Genomic DNA, 24,549 nt, shown 5'->3' with positions numbered 1-24,549 from the left:
ACCACCGGCCCGGTGGACACGAGAAAACCCCCATCCGACGTGCGGGTGGGGGTTTCTCGTGTGCTCGTGTCAGTCCCGGGGACGACGGCCCTTGAACTTGCCGCCGCCGCGGGGGCCACCGCGGCCACCGGGAGGACCCGAATCAGGCTGAAGCTGAATCAACACACCGCTGATCCTGGTGCGCCGCAACGCCTCGACCGTCTCGTCGGCGAGATCGGCGGGCAGCTCGACGAGCGAGTGATCGGGACGAATGCTGATGTGTCCGAAGTCCGAGCGCCGGAGCCCACCCTCGTTGGCGATGGCACCGACGATGGCACCGGGAGCGACGTGATGACGCTTGCCGACGGCGATGCGGTACGTTGCCATCGCCTGGCCGGTCTTGCGGTGGTGCGAGCTTGCGGCATCGTCGTCGAACGTCCGCGCCGGCCGCGGCTCGCGCTTCTCGCGAGGTGCGCGCGGCGGGGCAGGAGGCTCGGGCTTGAGCAGGAACTCCTCGCCGTCACGGGATTGAACGGCCAGAGCCGCTGCGATGTCCGCCAACGGGACGTCGTGCTCACGCTCGTAATCCTCGATGAGCTTGCGGAACAAGCTCAGGTTCGGCGAGTTCAGGCTCTCGGTGATGGAGTCGCCGAACTTGGTGACACGTTGGGCGTTGACGTCGTCGACGCTCGGCAACTGGATCTCGGTGATGGGCTGACGCGTCGCACGTTCGATCGCCTTGAGCAGGTGACGCTCCCGCGGTGCGACGAACAGCAGTGCCTCGCCTGCACGTCCCGCTCGCCCGGTGCGACCGATGCGGTGCACGTAGGACTCGGTGTCGTGCGGAATGTCGTAGTTGATGACGTGCGAAATTCGGTCGACGTCGAGTCCGCGGGCCGCGACATCGGTCGCGACCAGAACGTCGATGGTGCCGTTCTTGAGCTGACCGATGGTGCGCTCACGCTGAGCCTGGACGATGTCACCGTTGATGGCCGCTGCCGAGAAGCCCCTGGCCCGCAGTTTCTCCGCGAGTTCCTCGGTGGCCTGCTTGGTACGGACGAACATGATCATCGCCTCGAACTCTTCGACCTCGAAGATGCGAGTGAGTGCCTCGAGCTTGCGCTGATGCGCCACCTGGACGTACCGCTGGGTGATGTTCGGTGCCGTCGACGTCTTGGTCTTGACGGTGATCTCCACCGGATCGTGCAGGTACTGCTTGGAGATCTTGCGAATGGCAGGCGGCATCGTCGCGGAGAACAGCGCGACCTGCTTGTACTCCGGAGTGTCCGAGAGAATGCGCTCGACGTCCTCCTGGAAGCCCATCTTGAGCATCTCGTCGGCCTCGTCGAGCACCAGGTACTCGAGATGCGACAGATCGAGCGTCCCCTTCTCCAGGTGGTCGATGACACGACCGGGCGTTCCGACGATGATCTGCGCGCCCTTGCGCAACCCGGACAGCTGGATACCGTAGGCCTGGCCGCCGTAGATCGGAAGAATGTGCAGGCCCGGAATGTTGGCCGCGTACTTGCCGAACGCCTCGGCCACCTGCAGCGCCAGCTCACGCGTCGGCGCCAGGACGAGCGCCTGCGGAACACGCCGCTCTACGTCCAGACGCGACAGGATCGGCACGGCGAACGCGGCGGTCTTACCGGTGCCGGTCTGCGCGAGGCCGACGACGTCGCTGCCGTTCATCAACGGCGGAATCGTCGCCGCCTGAATCGGCGACGGACTCTCGTAGCCCACGGCATGCAGAGCCTTCAGCACGCGCTCGTCGATACCCAGATCGGCGAACGTGGTGGTGGGAGACTCGGAAGGGGACTCGGCGGAGGGGGTCGCTTCGGAGGACGCCGATGCCGACCCGCTCGAAGTGGACTCGTCAGTCGTCACAGCGGCATCCTGATTCGGCAGTGTTGAACAAGTAGTCGATTGTGCTCATATACAGCCGAGCTTAGTCCCTGTCACGGACTCGGACAGACGAGTGTCGCAAATCAGCGGTCGACGTCACCTCCCACGCCCCGTCCCGCCGACCAGCATCGTCGGTGTCGTGGTGACCGAGGCGACACTCGCTGTCGAAATCGACGGTCGCAACAGTTATTGTGCACTGCGAGTCACACCTAACTCCACACGACTGGTCGGAAAAATTCGCAAACCGGACACCCTCGGTAGTGCAACACGGCCCCGAATGTGATGAAATGCACACCTGTTACGTCATTTTCCCGGAGGGGTCCTACAGTGCGCGAATATTCTGTGCCGGCGTCATTCACCATTCCCGACGATGCTTCGATGGCCGATACCGTTTTCCGGTACGAGAAGGAGTCCCCGAACCTCGTACCGTTCCAGCGTCTCGTCGGCGGAACCTGGACCGACGTCACCGCAGCGCAGTTCGCCAAGGAGGTCAAAGCCGTCGCCAAGGGCCTGATCGCCTCCGGCATCGAGCTGGGCGACCGCGTCGCGATCCTGTCGGCAACCCGCTACGAGTGGGTCGTCCTCGACTACGCCATCTGGACCGCAGGCGGCTGCACCGTCGCGATCTACGAGACCTCCGCAGCCGATCAGGCTCAGTGGATCCTCGAGGACTCCGCCACCAAACTGCTGATTCTCGAGACTCCCGCACATGCCGAGGCACTGAAGGAGGTCACCGAAGGCGCAGCAGACCTGCGCGAGGTGCTGCAGATCGACGCAGGCGCCATCGACGAACTGACCACCCGCGGTGCAGGCGTCAGCGACGAGGACCTCGACACCAGGCGTCACCAGGTGAAGGCGTCGGCGCCCGCAACGCTGATCTACACCTCCGGAACGACCGGTCGCCCCAAGGGTGTCCAGCTGACGCACGCCAACTTCTACGCCGAGGTGCAGGCCACACAGCTCGCTCTGCACGATTCGATGAAAGAGGGCAACCGCACCCTGATGTTCCTGCCGATGGCGCACGTGTTCGCGCGCGCTGTCTCCTTCGGCGCATTCGAGTCGAAGGCCACCATCGGCCACACCTCGGACATCACCACGCTGCTCGACCAGTTCGCGACGTTCAAGCCGGACTTCATCCTGTCCGTCCCGCGTGTGTTCGAGAAGGTCTACAACTCGGCCAAACAGAAAGCACACGACGGCGGCAAGGGCGGCATCTTCGACAAGGCCGCGGCCACCGCGATCGAGTGGAGCGAAGCCCAGGACAAAGGCGGCGCCGGACTGCTCCTGAACATCAAGCACACCGTGTTCGACAAGCTCGTCTACTCCAAGCTGCGCGCAGCACTCGGCGGCAACTGCGACCGCGCAATCTCCGGCGGCGCCCCCCTCGGCGCACGCCTCGGTCACTTCTTCCGCGGCGTGGGAATCCCCGTCTACGAGGGCTACGGCCTCACCGAGACCAGCGCGGCCATCACCGTCAACACCACCGCCGAGCAGCGCATCGGCAGCGTCGGCAAACCGCTCAACGGCCACGCCGCCAAGATCGCCGAGGACGGCGAACTTCTGCTCAAGGGCCCGGTCGTCTTCGGTGGCTACTGGCACAACGAGAAGGCGACTGCGGAGTCCATCGTCGACGGGTGGTTCCACACCGGCGACCTCGGTGCCATCGACCAGGACGGATACGTCTCCATCACCGGCCGCAAGAAGGAAATCATCGTCACGGCCGGCGGCAAGAACGTCGCACCTGCCGTGCTCGAGGACGCACTGCGCGCGCACGCCCTGATCAGCCAGACCCTCGTCGTCGGAGACGCCAAGCCGTTCATCGGCGCGCTTCTCACCCTCGATCCCGAAGCCCTGCCCGGGTGGAAGGAACGGCACAACCTCACCGACATCTCGTTCGAGGACCTGAAGAAGCACCCCGAACTGGTCGCCGAGATCGACAAGGCTGTCGCCGACGCCAACAAGAAGGTGTCCAACGCCGAGCAGATCAAGAAGTACAAGATCCTGGAGCAGGACTTCACCGTCGAATCGGGAGAACTGACCCCGACGATGAAGCTCAAGCGGAACATCATCCACCAGGAGCGCGGCTCGGAGATCGAGTCGATCTACGCCAAGTAGACAGTTTCTGCGTGTGGCGGGCGGACCCGGACCGGGCCGCCCGTCACACGTGTGTCAGGAGAAACTCCGCGGCTTCGAGCGAAACCGTCCGGTGAACCTTCTCGTGCAGTAGATCGTGGCCCGCGTCCTCGAATTCACGAAGGCGGGCGCCCGGCACGTTCGGGATCCACGACCGGACTGCGTCGATGGGGGCCATGCGGTCGTCGACACCGTGCATCGCCAGCAGCGGCAAGGTGGAATCGCTCAGATCGGTCGGCTTGCCCGTCGTCGACTTGGGAGTTCCGCACAGTACGACCGACGCGAAACCGTCCGGGTTCTTTCCGAGCGCAGAGATTGCCGTCGCGGCACCGAGCGAGTGGCCCATCAGCGCGACCGGGACACCCGAACGCTCGGAGCGTGCGATGTCCGCGAGCTGCAGGGCATTGTCGGCAAGACCCGTGATCTGCGACGCGTCGGACAACTCGCCCTCGGTCAGCCCGTGACCTACGTGATCGACCGCCCACACGTCGATGTTCTCGGTGTTCATGACGCGGGCGAACCGATGATAATTGCCGCTGTTCTGGCCCAAGCCGTGCAGAAACACCAGTACGAGACGGGGATGCGGCGTGGTCCAGGACCGATAGTGCACGGCCCCGGTGACTCCTTCGAAAAACGGCATTCGACTATTTTGCCTTCTCCACGGACCTGTCGCTGCATTCACCTACAGTTGGGCGCGTGTTCGTACTCGGTGATCAGGTCATCTACAGCGCCAGCGACCTGTCGGCCGCAGCCGAATGCGAATACGCATTGCTGCGCACCCTCGACGCCAAACTCGGCCGGACGAAGCCGGTCCCCACCGCACCCGACCCGATGCTGGAACGCACGTCGGAACTCGGATTCGCCCACGAACGACGCCAACTCGACGCGTTCCGGAAACGGTTCGGCGCGGGCGTGTCCATCATGCCGCGCCCCGAACGAACCATGCAGGGCCTCGCCGACGCGCACGCCGCCACCATCGAAACCGCGCTGTGGGGGTACGACGTCCTGTACCAGGCGACATTCTTCGACGGCCGGTTCCTCGGATTCTGCGACTTCCTCGTCAAGGAGGACGCGGGGTACTCCGTGTACGACACCAAGCTGTCCCGCCACGCACGCGTCCCGGCACTACTGCAACTCGCCGCCTACGCCGACGCACTCGGATCGAGCGGAATCGATGTCGCCGACACCCTGCACCTCATGCTGGGCGACGGAACGACCACAGACCACGCCCGGCGGAACCTACTCCCTATCTACCGTCGCCAACGTGCCCACCTCGAAGACATCCTCGACGAACACGTGCGCGACGGCGACGCCGTCGACTGGGCCGACCCTCGCTTCACCAAGTGCGGGCGCTGCGAGATGTGCGACGAGCAAGTCGTCGCACGGGACGACCTCCTCCTCGTCGCCGGATTGACCGGAGGCCACCGAGCGCATCTGCACGACGCCGACGTCACCACAACCGTCCAACTGGCATCCGGCGACGGCCCGATCGACGGCATCTCGGCTCGCATCCTCGGCAACCTGCGCGCGCAAGCAGGTCTGCAGATCACCCAGTCCGCAAGCGACAGAACAGAGTACGAGATCTTCGACGCCGACGCGCTCGGCGCCATCCCCGAACCGAATCCCGGCGACATCTTCTTCGACTTCGAAGGCGACCCACTCTGGGCAGAACCAACCTCAGGAGCCGATCCGCGGGCTGCACTCCCGGCAGGATCCACCGAGTGGGGCCTGGAATATCTGTTCGGCGTTCTCGACACCGACGGGCAGTTTCTTCCGTTGTGGGCGCACGACCGCGTACAGGAACGCCAGGCCCTGATCGACTTCCTCGCCTACGTCGTCGAACGCCGGAAACAATTTCCCGGCATGCACGTCTACCACTACGCCGCCTACGAGAAGACCGCGCTGCTCAGGCTCGCCGGGCGATACGGCGTCGGCGAGGAGGTCGTCGACGACCTCCTCCGCGACAACGTGCTCGTCGACCTCTACCCCGTCGTACGAGCAGCGCTACGCATCGGCGAACGCTCCTACAGCATCAAGAAACTCGAACCCCTCTACATGCCCGCGGGTCGCGACGGCGACGTCACCAACGCCGCGGCGTCGATCGTCGAGTACGCCAACTGGTGCGACCTCCGAGACGAGGGCAGGACCGAGGAAGCCGATGCACTATTGAACGAGATCGCCGACTACAACCGCTACGACTGTGATTCCACTCTGAAACTACGAGACTGGCTGCTGGAGAGGGCTTCCGACGCAGGAATCCCACCCCGCCACGCGGCGGACATCGGCGCCGACACCGAGGAAGAAGCCACCCCGCTGGAAGAATCGCTCCGCGAATTCGCCGGACTCACCGGCGACAGGTCCGATCTCCAGCACGCCGTCGCACTCTACGGCGGATCCATCGGATACCACCGACGCGAACGAAAGCCGTTCTGGTGGGCACACTTCGACCGGTTGCAGAGCCCCGTCGACGAGTGGGCCGACGCCCCGGGAGTGTTCACCGTCGACTCGGCGGAAGCCGAGAGCGAATGGGCGAAGACCACGCCGCGGCAGAAGTTGCTGCGACGGCGACTGAGACTGACGGGCGCGGGAAGCGTCGAGAAGTCGGTCCGGTTGCTCTACGACACACCCGCACCCGACGGCCTGGAACAGCCTCACCCGTCGTACCGGGCGTGCAGCCGAGGCGACCTGGTCGAGGCCGAGGACGACGTCGTCGTGATCGAGGAGAAGCTGACAGCAGGCGCGGACCCGTGGTCGGCGCTGCCGATGGCCGCAGCGCCGGTCTCACCCATCCCCACGGTCAGCATCGAAGCGGCGATCGTCACTGCCGCCGAGGAACTCGCGGCATCGTTGCCCGACCTCCCTGCAACGGCAGTCGCCGATCTGACATCACGGTCGGCTCCTCGCACGCGGTCCGGCTCCGGGCTTCCCGCCGTCGTCGGCAGCGACTACATCGGCGCGATCCTCGGCGCACTGACCGATCTCGACAACTCGTACCTCGCCGTGCAAGGACCACCCGGAACCGGCAAGACCTACACCGCGGCCGCGGTCATCTCCTCGCTCGTCCGCGATCACCACTGGCGTATCGGCGTTGTCGCACAGTCACATTCTGTCGTGGACAACCTGCTCGACGGGATCGTCCGCGCCGGGGTCCCCGAACAGCTCGTCGGCAAGAAGAAGGCGCCCGACGGCGTGACCGAGCTCGAGGAGGGCAAGTACCCGTCCTTCGTGGCCGACGCAGCGGAGGGTTGCGTCGTCGGCGGAACCGCCTGGGACTTCTCGCACACCACCCGCGTCGTCCCCGGATCGCTCGACCTGCTCGTCGTCGACGAAGCCGGACAATTCTCCCTGGCCAACACCATCGCCGTCGCAGGGTCCGCACGAAACCTGTTGCTACTGGGCGACCCTCAGCAACTCCCCCAGGTCAGCCAAGGAACACATCCGGAGCCCGTCGACGAGTCCGCGCTCGGATGGCTCGCCGCCGGGCATGGTGCACTTCCCGCCGACCGCGGCTACTTCCTCAGCCGCACCTGGCGCATGCACCCCGACCTGTGCGCACCGGTCTCCGCGTTGTCCTACGAGAACAAACTGTTCTCCAACGAGGACGCCACGTCCCGACGCGTCCTGGACGGCCTGCGACCCGGACTGCACACGGTGACCATCGACCACGACGCCAGAACCACCGAATCACCCGAAGAAGCAGAAGAAGTTCGTCGACAGATCGAGAAGATGGTCGGCCTGCCGTGGACCAACCCCGACACGCACTCCGGTCCCCGCCCACTCGAGCCGACCGACTTCATCGTCGTCGCCCCGTACAACGCCCAGGTCGCCTGCATCCGAGAGTCATTGGACCGCGCCGGACTGGCCGAGGTCCTCGTCGGAACCGTCGACAAGTTCCAAGGCAGACAAGCCGCAGTCGCCCTCCTGTCGATGACCGCATCCAACCTCGGTGACTCACCCCGCGGAGCGGGATTTCTGCTGTCCCGAAACCGGTTGAACGTGGCCCTCTCTCGCGGGCAATGGGCAGCAATGATCATCCAGTCCCGAACCCTCACCCACTACCTCCCCGCCACCCCCGACGGCCTGGACTCCCTCGGGGCGTTCATGGCGTTGACCGAGAACACACCCGCCTAGCCGAAGTTCTTGCCCTCGCCGCGGTACGTCGGGACCACGCTGACGCTGCCGTCGGACTCGACGACATGCAGCGTATCGACCCGCTCACACGGCTCTCCGGCCTTCGCGTTACGGAACCAGATGCGATCACCGATACGCGCACCGCTGGTGGCGACGGGAGTCTGCACCTCACCGGCGCCTTCGTTGCGCAGAAGCTTCAGCCCTCCCCGCAGGATTCCCTGCGCAGTTCGGGAGAGCGCCACCGGGGCGGGCAGACGCGACCTCGATGCCTGACCCGACGCGACGTATCCCCCACCGAACACCGTCGCGATCGTCGGCGTCGGCGTACGGACGACCGGCAACACGAAGTACAGCGCGGGCTCCGGCGTGAATGCCCGGTAGCGGTCGAACAACGTCGGCGCGAACAACCCCGACCCGGCCGTCACCTCGGTGACCGAGGACGCCGCGGAGCTGACTTCGAGCGACCCGGTGCCGCCGCTGTTGACCAGTTCCAGCGGGCCGACGGCATCGACGACCGCGTCGACTACCGTCGACCGGCGGGTCCGCAACTCTGCAGTCGACACCTTCTTCATCAGCTCGACCACCGGGTTGGAATCCGGCAGTCCCGCGATCTGCGCCTCGTAGAACATGACACCGACAACCCGGAATCCTCGGTCCTTGGCCGTCCTCGCGAACGACGCCACCTGCGCAGGCTCCCGCAGCGGTGACCGTCGGACACCGAGGTGGATCGGCCCCAGACGAAGCGAGGCGTCGACGTCGATGCACACGCGCGGCCGAGGCCGATCCGAACCGGCGGCCTCGCGAATCACATCGAGATGGGCGGGATCGTCGATCATCAGCGTGATGCGCCCCGACAGCACCCGATCTCGGGTGATCTCCTCCAACGAGACCCTGTCCACCGTCGGATACCCGACCAGAACGTCCTCCGCCCCCGCCCTCGCCAACCAGATCGCCTCGGCCGGCGAGTACGCCATGATTCCCTCGAACTGCTGTGCTGCAGTGAGATTCGGACCCAGCACACGCTCCAGAATCGCCCGGGAACGGACCGACTTGCTGGCGACACGAATCGGCGTCGACCCCGCCCGCCGCCGAAGATCAGCAGCGTTCGCGTCCAGAGCCCCCGCATCGACGACGGCGAACGGCGGCTCGAGATGCGCGGTGGCGTCGGCGAGAAGATTCAGAGAGGGCATACGGTCGGTCGGCACCCGGTCAGCTAACCACCGATCGCCCTCCCCGTCAGATTTCGACGGCCTTGCCTGCGATGACACCGGACAGATCGTCGAGTGCAGTGATCACTGCCATGTCGTCCCTGTCGACCAGCCACCGCAGAATCAGCCCGTCAACTGTGGCCATCCCGAAATGCGCGACGGCCGACGTCGGCTCCAGCCAGCGGGTGCCGGTGATCCGCGCGCACCTGTCCAGGAACGCGAACGTGTCGGTGTCGCGAATCCGGTATTGACCGGATGCGATGGTCGCGGCGACCTCCGAGCCGAGCGCGCGGTGCCGAAGCAGATACGTCTTGATCTCGTAGGACAGCAATTGCCGATCGGCCGTCTCCTCCACGAGTGGCCAGATCGCCGTCAGACCGCTGTGCACCAACATCCGCAGCCCACGCACCCCGCCGACGTGACTCGGATGCTCGAACGCGGTGAACAGCGCCGCTGTGACATCGACCACCAAGCCCTCGCCCATGGCGATGACCAGATCTTCCTTGGATTCGAAGCAGTAGTAGACGGCTCCGCGGGGAACCGACGCCTCCTCGGCGACGGCACGGACCGTCAACGCGTCCACACCGACCCGTTCGGCTAGGTTCAACGCCGCGTGGACCAGGTGTGCACGCCGAGCATCGACGGGCAGCCGGGTCTGCATGCGTCCGATAGTAGGCCCGCGTGTCGGACCCGGTGGTCGGATTCCCTCGAGTGCCATAGTGGGTCGATGACGGGGCGCGAGTGGCGTAACTGGGCAGGCAACCAAGTCGCACATCCGGCGGATGTGGTGCGGCCGAGATCGGTGCAGGACGTGATACGGACTCTGCAGCGCGGGGCGACGGTGAAGTGCGTCGGCGCCGGGCACTCGTTCACATCCATCGCGGTCACCGACGGGGTGCAGATGAGCCTGGACCTGATGCAGGGCATCGAGTCCGTACATCCCTTGCCCGACGGTTGTTCCGCCGTCACCGTCCTCGCGGGCACTCGCCTCCGCGCATTGTCGGCCGCGTTGTGGGATCTGGGTCTGGCGATGACGAACCTCGGCGACATCGACGAACAATCGATCGCCGGTGCACTCTCGACCGGTACTCACGGGACGGGACAGCGCTTCGGTGGCATCTCGACTCAGGTTCTCGCGCTGGAACTGGTGACCGCCGACGGCAGCATCGTGCACTGCTCCCGGGAGACCGAAACCGACGTGTTCGACGCCGCATGCGTCGGGCTCGGCGCTCTCGGAATCATCACGAAGGTGACGTTGCGATGCGAGCCCGCGTACGTGCTGCACGCTGCCGAAGCACCCGCGACGCTCGGTGGAACGCTCGACTCTCAGGCGTGGAACGACGCCGACCACTTCGAGTTCTACTGGTTCCCGCACACCGACCGCGTACTCACCAAAACGAACACGCGCGTGCCCGGTGACGCCACGAGGCCACTCTCTCGCCTGCGGGCGTTCGTCGACGACGACCTGCTCGCCAACCGGGCATTCGAGCTGGTCAACCGCGCCGTGACGCGATTCCCGTCGGCCATTCCGCGCGTCAACGCGTTGTCGTCCCGGGCGCTGTCCGCCCGCGAGTTCACCGATCGCAGCTACCGGGTGTTCGCGTCGACGCGCACCGTCAAATTCCGCGAGATGGAATACGCGGTCCCCGCGGACACGGTGGCGTCGGTGATACGGGAAATCGATCGGTGGCAACGATCGTCGGGATTGGTCGTCGCATTCCCCGTCGAGGTTCGCTTCGCAGCCTCCGACGACATCTGGCTCTCCACCGCCTACGGCCGCGGCACCGCCTACATCGCCGTGCATCAGTACCACCGCCGTGATCATCGCGACTACTTCGATGCCGTCGAAGCCATCGCCCGCAGCGTCGGGGGTCGCCCGCACTGGGGCAAGTTGCACTCGATGCGCGCCGACGATTTCGCCGAGATGTATCCGCGGTTCGAGGACTTCGTCGCGGTGCGCAACAGAATGGACCCGGACCGTATCTTCGGCAACGAGTATCTGCGCACCACCCTCCCTATGTGAGGCGCCTATCTTGGAGTGATGATCGAAAAGCCACTCGCCGGGATCATCGCTGCCGGAGTTGTTCTCGGCGTCGGTGAACTCGTCGCCGTACCGTTCGGGCCGAACGCATCGCCCTTCTTCGCCGTCGGATCGGCCGTCGTCGACAACACCCCCGAAGCCGTACGCGAATGGGCCATCGACACGTTCGGCACAGCCGACAAGACCGCCCTCTTCATCGGAATGGCACTGGTCATCGCTGCTATTGCAGCCGGAGCGGGCATGCTGCGTCGCCCACTCGGCGCCGTGCTCTTCGGTGTCCTGGGCGTGATCGGCGTGCTCGCCGCGGTCACTCGCTCGACCGCGACCCCGCTCACCGCGCTGCCGACGATCCTCGGCGTCGCAGCCGGCATCGTCGTCCTGAACGCCCTCCTCAAAACGAAGGACCCGGTTGCAGGTGGTGTATCCCGGCGCAGCTTTCTCGGACTCGCGCTCGCCGCAGGTGTGGTTGCCGTCGCCGCGGGAACAGCAGGTCGGTTGATCGGCCACGCACGCGATGTCACGGCCAACCGGCTCGGTTTCCGCCTCCCGGTACCGACTCCGCAGACCCCGATTCCCGACGGCGCCGACCTGCGGATCGACGGCTTGGCGTCCTACATCACCCCGAACGAGGACTTCTACCGCATCGACACTGCACTCGTGGTGCCGCAGGTGTCGTCCGAGGACTGGTCACTACGCATCCACGGGATGGTCGACCGTGAAATCGAGATCACGTTCGAGGACCTGATGTCGAGGCAAGCGGTGGAGCGGACGGTCACGCTGACGTGCGTGTCCAACATCGTCGGCGGTGACCTCGTCGGCAATGCGACGTGGATCGGCTACCCGCTGCGAGACTTCCTGGAGGAGGCCGGCATTCACGACGATGCGGACATGGTGCTGTCCTCCAGCCACGACGCCTTCACCGCCGGAACGCCGCTGGACGTGTTGCTCGACGGTAGGGACGCGCTGCTCGCCGTCGGCATGAACGGTCAACCGTTGCCCGTGGAACACGGATACCCGGCTCGTCTCGTCGTCCCGGGGCTGTACGGCTACGTGTCCGCGACCAAGTGGGTGACCGACCTCGAGATCACCCGCTTCGACAAGGCCAGCGCCTACTGGACCGACCGAGGCTGGGGCGAACGTGGACCCATCAAGACCGCATCACGTATCGACACCCCACGCTCGGGTGCCGCGGTCGACGCCGGCACCGTCGTGATCGCCGGAGTCGCCTGGCGCCAACACACCGGAATCTCCGGCGTCGACGTCCAGATCGACGACGGAAACTGGGTCGCCGCAACACTGTCCGAGGAGTACTCGACGGACACCTGGCGCCAGTGGACGTACCAGTGGGACGCGGCACCGGGCGACCACACCATCCGTGCACGAGCCACCGACGCCGACGGCGACATCCAGACCTCGATGACGGCCGACACCGTTCCCGACGGCGCCACCGGCTACCCGAAGGCGTTCGTCACCGTCAGATGAAGGACGCCTTGATCGAATTGTCGTACAGGATCTCTCGTTCGCGCTCGGTGAGACCCACCTGCTCGGTGAGCGCAGCGAAGTTGTCGTCCACATAACCGCCGAAGTACGCCGGATCGTCGGAATTGACGGTAACCACCAGGCCACGCTCGATCATCTGCCGAATCGGATGGTCCTTCAGGTCGGGAATCACCTTGAGCCGAACATTCGACAGTGGGCACACCGTCAACGGAACCTCTTCGTCCACAAGACGATTCACCAACGTATCATCCTCGAGGCACCGCACACCGTGATCGATCCGCTCGACCTTCAGCAGATCCAGAGCCTCCCAGATGTACTCCGCCGGACCTTCCTCGCCCGCGTGCGCGACCACGTGCAAACCCTCGGCCCTGGCCTTGGCGAACACGTCCACGAACAGAGACGGCGGGAACCCCGCCTCCGCGGAATCCAGACCGAGACCGATGATCGGCGCCTTCATCGCCAGCAGATCATCCAGCAGCTTGTTCGCATGCAACACCGGCTTGTCCCGCAGAATCGACGCGATCAACCCACTCGTGACGCCGAACTCCCGCTCGCTCGACGCCGACGCCTCGGCCAACCCCTCGACGACAGCCTCCAACGGAACACCCCGATCCGTGTGCGCCTGCGGATCGAAGAAGATCTCCGCCCGCGTCACACCACCCGCCGCAGCCCGACGAAAGTACGCCCGCGCAAGATCGGCGAAATCCTCCGCCGTCCGCAACACCGACATGTTCGCGTAGTACAGATCCAGGAACGACTGCAGATCCGTGAACTCGTACAGCGCCTCCAACTCACCGATATCGCTGTACGGCAACGCCATACCGTTCCGCTCGGCGAACTCGAAGATCTGCGAAGGCTCCAAGGACCCTTCGATGTGCATGTGCAATTCTGCGAGGGGCAACGTGGTCATTGGAACCAGCTTACTTGCCTGTGTACGTCGCCTTACCCGGGCCGTTCTCGAGAAAACTCGCAACCGCCCCGCGAAGATCATCGGTCTCGAACAACGCCCCCGACACGTCCGACGTCACCTCGTCCGCATGAGCAACACCACCCGAACGCCACGCTGCCACAATCTTTTTGGTGGCAGCGTGAGCCACCGTCGGACCGGCGGCCAACCGCTCCACCAGGGAACGGGCATAGGCGTCGACATCGTCGTGGATGCTGTTGACGACGCCCCAATCCTTCAGGGTTGCCGCGTCGTAGAGATCACCCGTCATCACGAGCTCGCGCGCACGTCCGGAACCGGCGCGCTCGGCGAGACGCTGCGGGCCGCCCATGGACGGCGTGAGCCCGACGACGGTCTCGACCAGTCCGAACTTCGCTCTCGGCGACGCCACGATGATGTCGCAGGCAAGAGAGATCTCGAAGGCCGCGGTGAGAGTCAGGCCGTGCGCGGCATACACGACCGGGCACGGCAACGCCTCGAGCGGATGCGCGATCTGCGCGAAGAGCGTGCGCCACAGATCGGCGCCCTGTTGAGCGGTCAGCCCCTCGAAGACATGCACGTCCACCCCGGCCGAGTTGACCTTGCCCTCGGCGCGCAGCAGGACCGCGCGAGGCGGATCGGCGACGAGGGCGGCGACATCGGCCGCCACGGCGTCGAACATCGCTTGGTCGAACAGGTTGAGGGGGCCGTGGTCGAAGGTCAGCACTGCGACCTCGGCGCCGGCGTCGGTGGTGTACCGGACGAGGGACGTGGGTTGGTCAGCCATGACTGTCAGAGTGCCATACGCTGCCGAAGGCGAAGTTACCGGCGAGTATTGTGCAGACGAGAATTACCGTTACCGGAAGGAACACACATGAAGCGCTCCCTGTTCGAGGACGACCACGACGCGTTCCGCGAATCCGCCCGAGAATTCGTCACCCGCACGATCGCGCCCCGAGAAGAGAAGCTCATCGAGCAGCGCTTCATCGACCGTGACATCTGGCTCGAAGCCGGACGCAACGGCTTCCTCGGCCTCGAAGTACCGGAAGAGTACGGCGGCAGCGGCGCCGACGACTACCGATTCAACGCAGTCCTCGGCGAGGAACTCGCACGATCGAGCGCGGCGGTCGCGTCGTGCTTCGGGATCCACTACGACATCGTCGCGCCGTACCTCGTCAAGCTCACCACCGAGGAACAGAAGAAGCGCTGGCTCCCCGGGTTCTGCAGCGGTGAACTCCTCACCGCCATCGCGATGACGGAACCGTCCGGCGGATCGGACCTCGCCGCATTGAAGACCACCGCCGTCAAGGACGGCGACGACTTCATCATCAACGGTTCCAAGACGTTCATCACCAACGGCAACAGCGCCGACCTCGTCATCGTCGCCACCCGCACGACGCCCGAGAAGAAGGCCAAGGGCATCACGCTCTTCGCCGTCGAGAACGGCACCGAAGGCTTCTCTCGCGGCCGCAAACTCGACAAGGTCGGCCAGCCGGAATCCGACACCGCGGAACTCTTCTTCGAGAACGTCCGCGTGCCGTCGTCGAACATGATCGGCGAATTCGACGGTGGATTCATCCACATGATGCAGCTGCTGCCGCAGGAGCGCATCAGTTGCGCCGTGGCCAACCTCGGGCAGACACGGCCGATCCTGGAGGAAACCATCCAGTACGCCAAGGACCGCAAGGCATTCGGTCAGCCCATCGGATCACTGCAGTGGAACAAATTCCTGCTCGCCGAGCTGGTCACCAAACTCGATGTCGCACAGGCATTCGTGGACAACTGCATCGTCGCGCACGGCAAGGGCGAGCTCACCGCCATCGACGCGGCCAAGGCCAAGTGGTGGACGTCCCAGGTGCAGAACGAAATCCTGGACCACTGCGTGCAGCTGCACGGCGGCTACGGCTTCATGAACGAGTACCGCGCCGCCCGGGCATGGAAGGACGCCCGCGTCAGCAAGATCTGGGCCGGGTCGAACGAAATCATGAAAGAGCTCATCGGCCGCGATCTCGGGCTCTGACCTGTGTGAGTCGAAATGTTCGTGTGAGTGGAAATGTAGGCCCTGGGGCAGGAGCGGAGCCTGCGGAGCGACCCGATGGGACTGTCATTTCCACTCACATAGGCTTGAACGCAGGCCTGGCGTAGAACGAGACCGCCACCATACCGAGCAGCAGCACGATGGCCGGCAGAATCAACGACTGCGCCATGGCTGTGGAGAACCCGTCACGGAGCATTTCCGGTACACGACCGCTGAACTCGTTAGCACCGGCCGCGTCGGAACCCGGAATTTCCACGGCCAATCGAGACTGGATGAGGGCGCCGATACCCGCACTGCCCAGGACCGATCCGATCATTCTCGTCGTGTTGTAGACACCGGCGCCTGCGCCTGCCTGAGACAGCGGGAGATTACGAGTCGCCGTGGCCGCCAACGGCGACCAGATCAACGCGTTCGCCACACCCATCAGCGCAATGGGAATCAGAAGCTTCCAGATTGCCGTGGTCGGCGTCATGAGTACGGCCAATGCGAGCAGCGATATCGCCAGCAACAACAAACCGGTGCCCGCGATGTAGCGGGGATGGGTTCGGTCCACGAGCTTTCCGACGTTCGGCGCCAGAGCCCCCGTCAGCACGGCCATCGGAACGAACAGGATGGCAGAGCGCGTCGGGCTCAGTCCGGTCACACTCTGCGCATAGAACATGAACGGCAACATCATTCCGGCCGTCGCGAAACCCATTGCGGCGATACCGATGTTGGACAGCGAGAAATTACGATCCTTGAACAGCGCCAGTGGAACCAGCGGCTCGTTGCGGTTCTTGGCCTGCCAGTACACGAACACCGCGAAGACCACTGTCCCGGCGGCGATCAACGACCAGACGCGGCCGTCCCAGTCGAACCGCTGCCCCTCCTGGATCCCGAACACGATGGCGAACAACGCCACCGCGCTGAGCACCACACCGAGGATGTCGAACTTGTGCTCGTTGGTCGGCAACACCGGAACGAACCTCAGTGCCAACACGATGGCGACGACCCCCACCGGCACGTTGATGAAGAAGATCCACTCCCACCCGAGCGAATCGACGAGCACGCCGCCGAGAATGGGCCCGACGAGCGTCGCGACCCCGGCCACCGCACCCCACGCACCCATCGCTGTCCCGCGCTTGTCCGCAGGGAAGATTCGCGTGATGACCGCCATGGTCTGCGGGGTGATCATCGCTGCGCCCACACCCTGCACCGCACGAGCCGCGATCAACATCTCGATCGAACCCGACAGACCACACCACACCGACGCCAGGGTGAACACCACAAGGCCCGCGATGTAGAGATTCCGAGGTCCGAACCGATCCCCGAGCCGACCGGTCACCAAAAGCGGTACGGCATAAGCCAACAGGTACGCACTGGTCACCCAGATGACATTGTTGATATCGGTCTGCAAACCGTCGAGAATCGCCGGCTGCGCCACCGCAACAATCGTCGTGTCGACGAGAATCATGAAAAAGCCGAGACACAGCGCCCACAGCGCAGGCCACGGCTTGATCTCGACCGGCGCACTCTGCGTCGTCATCGTCTGTCCCCCGTCGGTTCATCGCCTGAGGTGACCGAACGTGACGTTCGGTCACTTGGAGTGACCGAACGGTTCATTCGGTCCCCGATGACAATGCCACCACAGCGAAGTCGGCACGCAAAGAGGCCGGGCACTCGGAGCGAACTCCGTGTGCCCGGCCTCTTCGGGTACCTGAACTGAAGACAGCGTCAAGCCGTCAGCAATTTCGGGTGGCGATCCTTGAGGGGATCAGATAGCGCGAACGCCCGTTGCCTGAGGACCCTTCTGGCCCTGTCCAACCTCGAACTCCACGCGCTGACCCTCGTCGAGCGTCTTGAAGCCAGATCCCTGGATCTCCGAGTAGTGAACGAACACGTCAGGTCCGCCACCATCCTGCTCGATGAAGCCGAAGCCCTTTTCGCCGTTGAACCACTTAACACTGCCCTGCGTCATACCGTAAACCTTCTGTAAGCGAGCTAGCCCTTCACGTCGAAGCACTAATCTCACTGGCGATACTGCCATTGATCACGCGATTGCGAAACAGCGGGGCAGAAAAAGTCCAATAGCTTGATTTTCCCGAGCACCCGATAGCCTCGATTCGGTGGATTCACATCATCACGACATCATCCGCCTCGCGTGGTCCAGGCACTTCGACCTCGGCGATTCCGCGTTTCGGCCCGGTGTTCGCCACGTGCACTCCGACGAGAATGCGACCTCCGTCACATTTGTTCGTCTCGGTGACTCCAGCGCACTGATCGGGCCCGCGTCGGCACTGACCGCGGCGGCGACGATGTCCGACGACGAGCTGACCGGCGGACGCCTGAGGGAACTCGCTTCCGGTCGCACATCCGGCCCGATCGTGTTGTCGTACGCCGACGATGCCGGCACCACCATCGACCGCCACGATCCACTGATCTCGCACGAACGCGCACACGTCGACAGTCTCGAATCCGCCTGTGCGCCCGACGACGTGATCGCTGCCGACCTCGTGCACAAGCAGTCGTGGTTCACCCTTCTCGGCGACGACGCACCTGTGGACGCAGCCGCACCGCTCGCGAGTGCGGGCTACGCGGAATGGCAAGGACTTCTCGGCGACGTCGGGGTGCTCACCGCCCCTGATGCCCGACGCCAGGGCAACGGCCAGGTCGTGTCGCGCCTCGCCACCAACGAAGCGTTCGACGAAGGAATGATCCCGCAGTGGCGGTGCCACGCCGACAACGTCGTTGCCCGACGGCTCGGCGCGAGACTGGGTTTCGAAGAGTGGGGTGTGCTGGTGTCGATCGAAGTAGGTTGAAGGTATGAGTTATGTGGAGAACGGCAAGGAATTCACCCGCGACACCAACTACATCGAAACCCGCATCACCGCGGACGGCCGCGACGGGTATCCGGTCGAGCCGGGCAGATATCGACTGGTCGCCGCCCGCGCGTGCCCGTGGGCTCACCGCTCGATCATCGTCCGTCGTCTTCTCGGCCTCGAAGACGTGCTGTCGCTCGGCATTCCAGGTCCGACGCACGATCCACGCAGTTGGAACTTCGACGAGGAACCCGGGGGCGTCGACCCGGTCCTGAACATCCCCCGGCTGCAGGACGCCTACTTCGCACGGTTCCCCGAGTACCCGCGCGGCATCACCGTGCCGGCGATCGTCGAGATCGCCACAGGACAGGTCGTCACCAACAACTTCCCGCAGATCACCCTCGACCTCGAGACCGAGTGGACGCAGTACCACCGCGACGGCGCCCCCGACCTGTACCCGCAAGCGCTTCGATCCGAGATCGACGAAGTCTCCAAGCGCGTGTTCACCGAGGTCAACAACGGCGTCTACCGCTGCGGATTCGCCGGGTCACAGGAGGCGTACAACGATGCGTACGACAGGCTGTTCACTGCACTGGATTGGTTGACCGGGCGGCTGAGCGAGCAGCGCTACCTCGTCGGAGACACCATCACCGAGGCCGACGTCCGCCTGTTCACCACACTCGTGCGGTTCGACGCCGTCTATCACGGCCACTTCAAATGCAACCGCAGCAAGCTCACGGAGATCCCGGTGCTCTGGAACTACGCCCGGGACCTGTTCCAGACGCCGGGCTTCGGAGACACCGTCGACTTCGACCACATCAAGAGGCACTACTACGTGGTGCACACCGACATCAATCCCACGTCGATCGTGCCCAAAGGACCGGATCTGCACGGCTGGCTCGAACCGCACGGCCGTGAATCACTCGGTGGACGTCCCTTCGGGGACGGAACCCCGCCTCCCCCGCCTCGCACCGAGGAGCTCGTTCCCGCCGATCACTGGGTTCCGGCGTAGGTTCCGAAACTCCACAGCACACCCTCGGGGTCGCGGCACGTGAAGCCGCGGCTTCCGTAGTCCTCCTCCCGAAGCCCCTGGACGACGACGCCACCTGCCGCCACGACGCGATCGTGAATCTCGTCGGGGTGGTCGGTGACGACATAGGCAGAGCCCACTCCAGCAGGTAGATCGGATATCGCGCTGTCCGGTCGGGCCTGGAGTGGAGTCTGCGGAACGACCCGACTTGCACTGCCGAGCATCACGCCGCCGCCTTCGGGCCAGCGGAGTTCGGCGTGTTCGACGACGTCGCCGTCGCCGTACACGGCGGCCTCGGCGAACCCGAGGACGTCGACGAGGAACGTGATTGCCGCGCGGGCGTCCCGGTAGCGGAAACAAGGCCAGACTGTCGTGGATGTCATGGCCACAGCATGCTCGGATCAGACGTCGTCATCTTGTACGAATGCGAACTTCTCTTCCCGACGCCACCGCGACGGCGCCATCCCGGCGAACTCGCGCCACTCCCGCGCCATGTGTGCCTGGTCGTAGTACCCGCACTGTGCGGCGATGTCGGCGAGGGGAGGAATCGTCTCGCGTCGCAGAAGTCGATGAGATGCATCGAAACGCGCGATCCGCGCCGCGTCCTTCGGCCCGACGCCGAACTCCGCCGTGAACCGGTTGATCAGGTGCCGTCGACTCCACCCGATTTCCCGCGCCACATCCCCGACGCGTGCCGATCCACCGTTCTCCACCAGCAGACGCCAGGCTTCGGTCAACGTCGGATCGATCGCGCTCGCCACCAACGCACGGCCGAGGATCTCGTCGAGCACATCGAAGCGTCGATCCCAGTCCGACTCGGCGGACACACGCTCGACCATCTCGGCGGCCTGGGGCAGCACCTCCGGCAGATCGACCATCCATTCCCCCAAAGCCGACGTCGGCACTCCGAACAGCGCGCGCGACCCCGCAGGCGTCAACGACAACTGGATCCCGTGTTGATTGCCGTCGTGCGCAATCGTCACGGGCTCGGCCGAGATGCCACTGGCCAACGTCTCGAACGCACAGGACCCCTGCCGCGGAGAATCCGCGATCTCGAGCTTCGACTCGATCGACACGATGACCGTCAACGCCGGACTCGGCATGCCCACATGCTCGCCCGGCTCGAAACCGGCAAGCCGATATCCGTCGTACGACGAGACGTACGGCCGAAGCCGGCCGGCAGGACGCCGTCGCGCACCATCGGAAACACAGCCCATTCACGCAGGGTAGAACCGTGAGCGAACGGGTAGCAATGGGACGGGGCCGGAAAACCGGTACGACGAGCAGATCGGGAGCGCCGGTGGCGAAGAAGAGCAACGACCAGGTCGACACCATCAAGGAAGGCGGGCGTCTCGAGAAATCGCTCGTCAAGATCCTCGACAACGCATCGCGCCTGCAGGGGCCCGCCGTCGAGAAGTACGTCGCACACATGCGTCGGGCACACCCGGACGACACGCCTGCACAGCTGATCGAGCGTCTGGAGAACCGCTTCCTCCTCGCCGTCACCGGCAGTGGCAGCGCCGTCGGCGGAGCGGCCGCGGTACCGGGCGTCGGCACCGTCGCGTCGATCGCCGCCGTGGGCGCCGAGACCGCATTCTTCATCGAATCGTCCGCGCTGCTGACATTGTCGGTCGCATCGGTGCACGGCATTCCGGTGCACGATCACCAACAACGACGCGCGCTGGTCCTGTCGGTGGCGCTGGGTGAATCCGGCATGCAGATCGTCCAGAAGACCGTCGGCAGCTCCGCGAAGAACTGGGGCCCGCTCGTCACATCGCGAATTCCCGGTGGCGCGATGACGAACATGAACAAGTCCCTCGTCAAGAAATTCGTCCAGAAGTACCTGGCCAAGCGCAGTGCACTGCTGTTCGGCAAACTTCTGCCCGCAGGAATCGGCGCCGTGATCGGCGGCGCAGGAAACCGCGTCATCGGCAAGGGCGTCATCCGCAACGCCCGCGAAGCCTTCGGACCGGCACCGAAGATGTGGCCCGAAGGCGCCGTCATCGACGCGGACCCGATCGACGGAATTCTCGAGCAGTGACTCGGCGTTGGGACACCATATGACCACCGACACACCTGAGCAGCGCACACCCGATCTGGGCACACCCGATTTGGGCACACTCGGAATCTGGCGGCACTACTCCGGCATCCCGCCGGAACTGGCCCGCCTCATCGAATCCAGCGGCTACGGCACGATCTGGCTCGGTGGCTCGCCGCCGGCAGACCTGACCTCGGCCGAGGAGATCCTCGACGCCACCGAGTCCATCGTCGTTGCCACCGGCATCGTCAACATCTGGTCCGCCGCCGCGCCCGACGTGGCCGAGTCCTACCACCGCATCGAGAAGAAGCATCCCGGTCGATTCCTCCTCGGCATCGGTGCCGGGCACCCCGAAGCGACGCAGGAGTACCAGAAGCCGTACGACGCACTGGTGAACTATCTCGACGCCCTCGACGACGGCGGCGTCCCCGAGTCCCGACGCGTACTCGCCGCCCTCGGTCCGAAGGTGCTGAAACTGTCGGCCGATCGAAGCGCAGGCGCTCACCCGTACCTGACGACGCCCGAGCACACCGCCGAAGCCCGCGAGATCCTCGGCCCGGACAAAATCCTCGCGCCCGAACACAAGGCAGTGCTCGAATCCGATGCGGAGAAGGCTCGGGAGATCGGGCGGCCGCCCGTCAACAATCCCTACCTGCACCTGGTGAACTACGTGAACAACCTGAAGCGTCTCGGGTACTCCGCGGACGAGATCGGCGACGGCGGCAGCGATCGTCTCATCGACGCCTTGGTCGCACACGGAGACGCGGACGCCATCGCCTCCCGGCTCCGTCAGCACCTCGACGCGGGCGCCTCGCACGTCACGCTGCACTCGCTACCCGACGACGGCGACCCGTCGGTGATCTACCGGGAAGTGGCCGCGGCATTTCTGTGAAGCACGTGCTCCCCTGACCGACGTGTGAACCCGTAACCTCGTACCGGGCCGGATCTTCCGGCCCGGTACTTCACGTCGGCCCGGGGGACACGCACACATGACGTACGGCTTCGGCAACGCACTGGAAGCGCACGGACTGACCAAGAACTTCGGTACCGTCCGCGCGGTGTCGGATCTGTCCTTCGCCGTGCCCCGCGGCTCCATCACCGGCTTTCTCGGCCCCAACGGATCCGGCAAGACCACCACCCTTCGATTACTGCTCGGTCTCGCGAAACCCACCACAGGAATCGGACTCGTCACCGGTGTCCCGTTCTCCGAACTCGTCGACCCGGCCCGTACCGTCGGCGCGGTACTCGACTCGCGCAGCCTGCATCCCAAGCGCACTGCCATCGGTCACCTCGGCATCTTCGCGTCGGCGATCGGTGTCCCCGACTCACGTGCCGCGGACGTCCTCCACCTCGTCGGACTCAGCGACACCGCCAAACGCCAGGTCGGCGGCTTCTCCCTGGGAATGCGGCAACGACTGGCCCTCGCCACCGCGCTGCTCGGCGACCCCGAGATCCTCGTACTCGACGAACCGGCCAACGGACTCGACCCCGAAGGCATCGCCTGGCTCCGCGACTTCCTGAAGTCCTACGCGGCCGGCGGCAGGACCGTGCTGATCTCCAGCCATCTCCTGCGCGAGGTCGAGGCCACCGTCGACAACCTCGTCATCGTCAGTGCAGGGTCGCTCGTCTACCAGGGCAGCATCGAACAACTGCGCTCCTCACGACCCAACCGGATCCTCGTCGCGGTATCCGATCCCGCAACCCTCGCCCTCGCCCTCGCGTCGAACGGCATCACCAACACACAACTCCTTCCCGACGGCCGTCTCGGAGTCGCCGGCGCCGACGCGGACACCGTGCGCCGCATCGCCGTGGCAGCCGAGGTCACGGTCTTCGGAACCAGCAGCGAACACGTCGACCTCGAGCAGGTCTTTCTCTCCATGACGGCCGGGCAGTACGCGGCAGCACCGAGCCACCCACCACAGCACGCGGGTTACCCGCCACCCGGCTACGGACAACCGCCACCCGGCTACGGACAACCGCAGCCCGGCTACTGGCCGCCCGCTGCACAACCGTCTCCGTGGGAAGGTGACCGACGATGAGCACTGTCCTCACCTCGGAAATTCGCAAGGTCACCACCCTGAAGTTCTGGTGGGCCCTGGCACTACCGCCGGTGTTCGTCGGCATCGGCGCCACCGCCATCTCCTCGGCGGTCGGCAAGGGCATGAGCGACATCACCGGCAGCGAGATGAACGAAGTGGTCCTCGCCGGGCTCTTCGTCGCCCTCGGTGCGGCAACACTGTTCGGATCCGTGTTCTCGGCGATCAACGCCGGAACGGAGTTTCGCCACGACACGATCACGACGTCGTTCCTGTCCGCGCGTGGGCGCGATCGGGTCATCGGCGCCAAAGTGCTCGTGACGGCACTCTTCGCGTTGGGATACGGGCTGGTGGTCTCCATCCTGACCATTCTGTGCATGCTCGCGTTCACCGCCGGAGACTTCACACTGAACGGCGACGTCTTCGGCTACATCGCAGCAGGACTGTTCGTCGTCGTGATGTGGTCGCTCATCGGATCCGGTCTCGGGCTGCTGTTCGGTTCACCCACCTGGCCGTCGATCGCCATCGTCGCCTGGTTCCCCGTCGGTGAACTGGTTGTCCTCGGCATTCTCTCCGGCCTCGGCCTCGTCGGGTTCTGGCAGATCGCACCCGGATCTCTGACGCTGTCCACCGTCGTCGCGTGGAACCTCGACGACGGCAACGGCTTGGCAGAGTGGCCGTGGGCGCCCATCGGCCTGGCGCTGTGGGCCGCACTGATCGTCGTTGCCGGGTGGCTGCGGACCCGGGAGCGTGACATCAGCTGATCGCCTGTCGGAGGTGCGGACTA

21 protein-coding genes are annotated in these 24,549 nt (G+C 65.1%); 11 read left to right on the top strand and 10 right to left on the bottom strand.

Features of this window, described 5'->3' with window-relative positions; translation table 11 throughout:
• Positions 1 to 69: 69 nt before the first annotated feature.
• Entirely contained in the window at positions 70 to 1,761 is a 1,692-nt protein-coding gene (locus tag CH292_RS09300) for a DEAD/DEAH box helicase (protein ID WP_170945279.1), read from the bottom strand.
• 450 nt (positions 1,762 to 2,211) lie between these two features.
• Between CH292_RS09300 and CH292_RS09295 the strand changes: the two genes are divergently transcribed.
• Positions 2,212 to 3,999 (top strand): long-chain fatty acid--CoA ligase, encoded by a 1,788-nt coding sequence (locus tag CH292_RS09295; protein WP_033188077.1) that lies wholly within the window; start codon positions 2,212 to 2,214, stop codon positions 3,997 to 3,999.
• A gap of 43 nt (positions 4,000 to 4,042) precedes the next feature.
• Here the strand turns inward: CH292_RS09295 and CH292_RS09290 are convergent, their stop codons facing one another.
• Positions 4,043 to 4,657, bottom strand: coding sequence for an alpha/beta hydrolase (locus CH292_RS09290; RefSeq protein WP_020113087.1), 615 nt, complete (start codon positions 4,655 to 4,657; stop codon positions 4,043 to 4,045).
• Positions 4,658 to 4,713: 56 nt separating this feature from the next.
• On the opposite strand from CH292_RS09290, the gene CH292_RS09285 reads away from it, so the two are divergent.
• Positions 4,714 to 8,148, top strand: a complete 3,435-nt coding sequence (locus CH292_RS09285) for a bifunctional RecB family nuclease/DEAD/DEAH box helicase (RefSeq protein ID WP_094654533.1) — start codon at positions 4,714 to 4,716, stop codon at positions 8,146 to 8,148.
• Here CH292_RS09285 and CH292_RS09280 read toward each other — a convergent pair.
• Together CH292_RS09280 and CH292_RS09275 are read right to left on the bottom strand one after the other, a co-directional pair.
• Entirely contained in the window at positions 8,145 to 9,338 is a 1,194-nt protein-coding gene (locus CH292_RS09280) for an alanine racemase (protein WP_176458789.1), read from the bottom strand. The two genes, CH292_RS09285 and CH292_RS09280, sit on opposite strands and share 4 nt — an antisense overlap.
• Positions 9,339 to 9,384: 46 nt before the next feature.
• A complete protein-coding gene (locus CH292_RS09275; protein WP_019665333.1) occupies positions 9,385 to 10,017 on the bottom strand; it encodes a TetR/AcrR family transcriptional regulator in 633 nt (210 codons plus the stop codon).
• A 66-nt stretch (positions 10,018 to 10,083) separates the two neighbouring features.
• Between CH292_RS09275 and CH292_RS09270 the strand changes: the two genes are divergently transcribed.
• Both CH292_RS09270 and CH292_RS09265 read left to right on the top strand, forming a co-directional pair.
• Positions 10,084 to 11,379, top strand: a complete 1,296-nt coding sequence (locus CH292_RS09270) for a D-arabinono-1,4-lactone oxidase (protein WP_094654531.1) — start codon at positions 10,084 to 10,086, stop codon at positions 11,377 to 11,379.
• Positions 11,380 to 11,397: 18 nt separating this feature from the next.
• Positions 11,398 to 12,879 carry a molybdopterin-dependent oxidoreductase gene (locus tag CH292_RS09265; RefSeq protein WP_019665335.1) on the top strand — a complete coding sequence of 494 codons (1,482 nt, stop codon included), beginning with the start codon at positions 11,398 to 11,400 and terminating at the stop codon, positions 12,877 to 12,879.
• Here CH292_RS09265 and CH292_RS09260 read toward each other — a convergent pair.
• Together CH292_RS09260 and CH292_RS09255 are read right to left on the bottom strand one after the other, a co-directional pair.
• The gene (locus tag CH292_RS09260) at positions 12,872 to 13,807 is read right to left on the bottom strand and encodes an adenosine deaminase (RefSeq protein ID WP_094654530.1); all 936 of its coding nucleotides are present in this window, start codon (positions 13,805 to 13,807) and stop codon (positions 12,872 to 12,874) included. The two genes, CH292_RS09265 and CH292_RS09260, sit on opposite strands and share 8 nt — an antisense overlap.
• A gap of 10 nt (positions 13,808 to 13,817) precedes the next feature.
• A complete protein-coding gene (locus tag CH292_RS09255; RefSeq protein ID WP_094654529.1) occupies positions 13,818 to 14,609 on the bottom strand; it encodes an enoyl-CoA hydratase/isomerase family protein in 792 nt (263 codons plus the stop codon).
• Between the two features lie 87 nt (positions 14,610 to 14,696).
• Between CH292_RS09255 and CH292_RS09250 the strand changes: the two genes are divergently transcribed.
• A complete protein-coding gene (locus CH292_RS09250; protein WP_019665338.1) occupies positions 14,697 to 15,842 on the top strand; it encodes an acyl-CoA dehydrogenase family protein in 1,146 nt (381 codons plus the stop codon).
• A 94-nt stretch (positions 15,843 to 15,936) separates the two neighbouring features.
• On the opposite strand, the gene CH292_RS09245 is transcribed toward CH292_RS09250, so the two are convergent.
• Together CH292_RS09245 and CH292_RS09240 are read right to left on the bottom strand one after the other, a co-directional pair.
• Positions 15,937 to 17,385 (bottom strand): MFS transporter, encoded by a 1,449-nt coding sequence (locus tag CH292_RS09245; RefSeq protein WP_019665339.1) that lies wholly within the window; start codon positions 17,383 to 17,385, stop codon positions 15,937 to 15,939.
• 228 nt (positions 17,386 to 17,613) lie between these two features.
• Complete coding sequence (locus CH292_RS09240) at positions 17,614 to 17,817, bottom strand: cold-shock protein (protein WP_019665340.1); 204 nt, start codon at positions 17,815 to 17,817, stop codon at positions 17,614 to 17,616.
• 148 nt (positions 17,818 to 17,965) lie between these two features.
• Here CH292_RS09240 and CH292_RS09235 point away from each other — a divergent pair, with 148 nt between their 5' ends.
• Positions 17,966 to 18,658 carry a GNAT family N-acetyltransferase gene (locus CH292_RS09235; protein ID WP_094654528.1) on the top strand — a complete coding sequence of 231 codons (693 nt, stop codon included), beginning with the start codon at positions 17,966 to 17,968 and terminating at the stop codon, positions 18,656 to 18,658.
• Between the two features lie 4 nt (positions 18,659 to 18,662).
• Complete coding sequence (locus CH292_RS09230) at positions 18,663 to 19,670, top strand: glutathione S-transferase family protein (RefSeq protein ID WP_179275252.1); 1,008 nt, start codon at positions 18,663 to 18,665, stop codon at positions 19,668 to 19,670.
• On the opposite strand, the gene CH292_RS09225 is transcribed toward CH292_RS09230, so the two are convergent.
• Positions 19,652 to 20,071, bottom strand: coding sequence for a VOC family protein (locus CH292_RS09225; RefSeq protein WP_179275253.1), 420 nt, complete (start codon positions 20,069 to 20,071; stop codon positions 19,652 to 19,654). The genes CH292_RS09230 and CH292_RS09225 overlap by 19 nt on opposite strands.
• 18 nt (positions 20,072 to 20,089) lie before the next feature.
• On the bottom strand, positions 20,090 to 20,905 hold the full coding sequence (locus tag CH292_RS09220) for a helix-turn-helix domain-containing protein (RefSeq protein ID WP_256977986.1): 816 nt from the start codon (positions 20,903 to 20,905) through the stop codon (positions 20,090 to 20,092).
• A gap of 83 nt (positions 20,906 to 20,988) precedes the next feature.
• Between CH292_RS09220 and CH292_RS09215 the strand changes: the two genes are divergently transcribed.
• The 4 genes from CH292_RS09215 (at position 20,989) to CH292_RS09200 (ending at position 24,526) form a co-directional block, all read left to right on the top strand.
• Positions 20,989 to 21,729 (top strand): hypothetical protein, encoded by a 741-nt coding sequence (locus tag CH292_RS09215; protein ID WP_094654526.1) that lies wholly within the window; start codon positions 20,989 to 20,991, stop codon positions 21,727 to 21,729.
• Between the two features lie 19 nt (positions 21,730 to 21,748).
• Entirely contained in the window at positions 21,749 to 22,618 is an 870-nt protein-coding gene (locus CH292_RS09210) for an LLM class F420-dependent oxidoreductase (RefSeq protein ID WP_094654525.1), read from the top strand.
• A 97-nt stretch (positions 22,619 to 22,715) separates the two neighbouring features.
• Positions 22,716 to 23,765, top strand: a complete 1,050-nt coding sequence (locus tag CH292_RS09205) for an ATP-binding cassette domain-containing protein (protein ID WP_094627508.1) — start codon at positions 22,716 to 22,718, stop codon at positions 23,763 to 23,765.
• Positions 23,762 to 24,526, top strand: a complete 765-nt coding sequence (locus CH292_RS09200; RefSeq protein ID WP_019665348.1) for an ABC transporter permease — start codon at positions 23,762 to 23,764, stop codon at positions 24,524 to 24,526. Before CH292_RS09205 ends, CH292_RS09200 begins: the two co-directional genes overlap by 4 nt.
• The last annotated feature ends 23 nt before the right edge of the window (positions 24,527 to 24,549 follow it).

Origin of the sequence: Rhodococcus sp. 14-2470-1a (assembly GCF_002259425.1) — a bacterium.
GTDB classification, from domain to species: domain Bacteria; phylum Actinomycetota; class Actinomycetes; order Mycobacteriales; family Mycobacteriaceae; genus Rhodococcoides; species Rhodococcoides fascians_E.
Note: the sequence above shows the minus strand (reverse complement) of the source record. Positions and strands in the feature narration are given on the sequence as shown.

Bases quoted from the DNA above. Each gene is read 5' to 3' on its own strand.
- CH292_RS09290 (WP_020113087.1), bottom strand. From the start codon at position 4,657: ATGCCGTTTTTCGAAGGAGTCACCGGGGCCGTGCACTATCGGTCCTGG.
- CH292_RS09280 (WP_176458789.1), bottom strand. From the start codon at position 9,338: ATGCCCTCTCTGAATCTTCTCGCCGACGCCACCGCGCATCTCGAGCCG.
- CH292_RS09275 (WP_019665333.1), bottom strand. From the start codon at position 10,017: ATGCAGACCCGGCTGCCCGTCGATGCTCGGCGTGCACACCTGGTCCAC.
- CH292_RS09270 (WP_094654531.1), top strand. From the start codon at position 10,084: ATGACGGGGCGCGAGTGGCGTAACTGGGCAGGCAACCAAGTCGCACAT.
- CH292_RS09265 (WP_019665335.1), top strand. From the start codon at position 11,398: ATGATCGAAAAGCCACTCGCCGGGATCATCGCTGCCGGAGTTGTTCTC.
- CH292_RS09260 (WP_094654530.1), bottom strand. From the start codon at position 13,807: ATGACCACGTTGCCCCTCGCAGAATTGCACATGCACATCGAAGGGTCC.
- CH292_RS09255 (WP_094654529.1), bottom strand. From the start codon at position 14,609: ATGGCTGACCAACCCACGTCCCTCGTCCGGTACACCACCGACGCCGGC.
- CH292_RS09250 (WP_019665338.1), top strand. From the start codon at position 14,697: ATGAAGCGCTCCCTGTTCGAGGACGACCACGACGCGTTCCGCGAATCC.
- CH292_RS09245 (WP_019665339.1), bottom strand. From the start codon at position 17,385: ATGACGACGCAGAGTGCGCCGGTCGAGATCAAGCCGTGGCCTGCGCTG.
- CH292_RS09240 (WP_019665340.1), bottom strand. From the start codon at position 17,817: ATGACGCAGGGCAGTGTTAAGTGGTTCAACGGCGAAAAGGGCTTCGGC.
- CH292_RS09230 (WP_179275252.1), top strand. From the start codon at position 18,663: ATGAGTTATGTGGAGAACGGCAAGGAATTCACCCGCGACACCAACTAC.
- CH292_RS09225 (WP_179275253.1), bottom strand. From the start codon at position 20,071: ATGACATCCACGACAGTCTGGCCTTGTTTCCGCTACCGGGACGCCCGC.
- CH292_RS09220 (WP_256977986.1), bottom strand. From the start codon at position 20,905: ATGGGCTGTGTTTCCGATGGTGCGCGACGGCGTCCTGCCGGCCGGCTT.
- CH292_RS09210 (WP_094654525.1), top strand. From the start codon at position 21,749: ATGACCACCGACACACCTGAGCAGCGCACACCCGATCTGGGCACACCC.
- CH292_RS09205 (WP_094627508.1), top strand. From the start codon at position 22,716: ATGACGTACGGCTTCGGCAACGCACTGGAAGCGCACGGACTGACCAAG.
- CH292_RS09200 (WP_019665348.1), top strand. From the start codon at position 23,762: ATGAGCACTGTCCTCACCTCGGAAATTCGCAAGGTCACCACCCTGAAG.